This is a genomic window from Oleiphilus sp. HI0086 (assembly GCF_001635225.1).
The window spans coordinates 1-821 of record NZ_LWFZ01001517.1 but is presented as its reverse complement, the minus strand read 5'-3'; the positions used below and the strand labels follow the sequence as shown (position 1 = coordinate 821).

General features: G+C 47.0%; 1 pseudogene. It reads left to right on the top strand.

Features of this window, described 5'->3' with window-relative positions:
* Positions 1-821 (top strand): annotated as a pseudogene (gene glnD, locus A3756_RS28450) ([protein-PII] uridylyltransferase); the annotation flags it as partial.

The window sequence follows — 821 nt, the reverse complement described above, 5'->3', positions numbered from 1 at the left end:
GACAGCGCAGAAGAAAGATATTGATGACCCTGAAGTTATTCATCAGTTTGCGCAACTAATTCCTAGCCTTACTCACCTTGAGTACTTATATATTTTGACTGTCTGTGATATTTCTGCGACCAATCACACCTTGTGGAACAGCTGGCGCGCGACACTGATGCAGCAGTTATATATCGAAACCAGGCGCGCAATACGTCGCGGCACAGATAAGCCTGTTGATCGCAATGACTGGATAGAAGCCACTAAACGCGAAGTCCGCACCTTACTCATCGATAGTGGCTACACCACACCAGAGATTGATGCTTTATTGGAGTCCTTTGAAGACGACTACTTCCTTCAAGACTCAACCGCCGACATCGTTTGGCAAATCTCTGAAGTACTTAATCATGGCAACTCAAGTGAGCCGCTCATCATCATTCGCGACACCCAAACCAAGCAAGGTGACGGTTTCAGCCATATTATGGTTTACGTCCGCTCAAAAGACGACCTATTTGCTGCAACAACTGCGGTACTTGAGCAACTGAATCTCAACGTCTTAAATGCCCGTATCAGTGCATCGAGAGGTGAGTTCAATTTGAGCCACTTTATTGTAACTGATGCACACAACATGCCCTTAGCAAACGATGTAGAACGAAAAGAGCAAGTTCGGTCACGCTTGATTGAAGAACTCGATGACCCGGAAGATTACCCTGAGATAATCAGCCGGCGCACACCACGCCAACTGAAGCATTTTGCCTTCCCGACTGAAGTGACTTTCAGCAATGACATGATTAATCAGCGTACCGTAATGGAGGTTGTAACACCCGACCGACCCGGCCTAC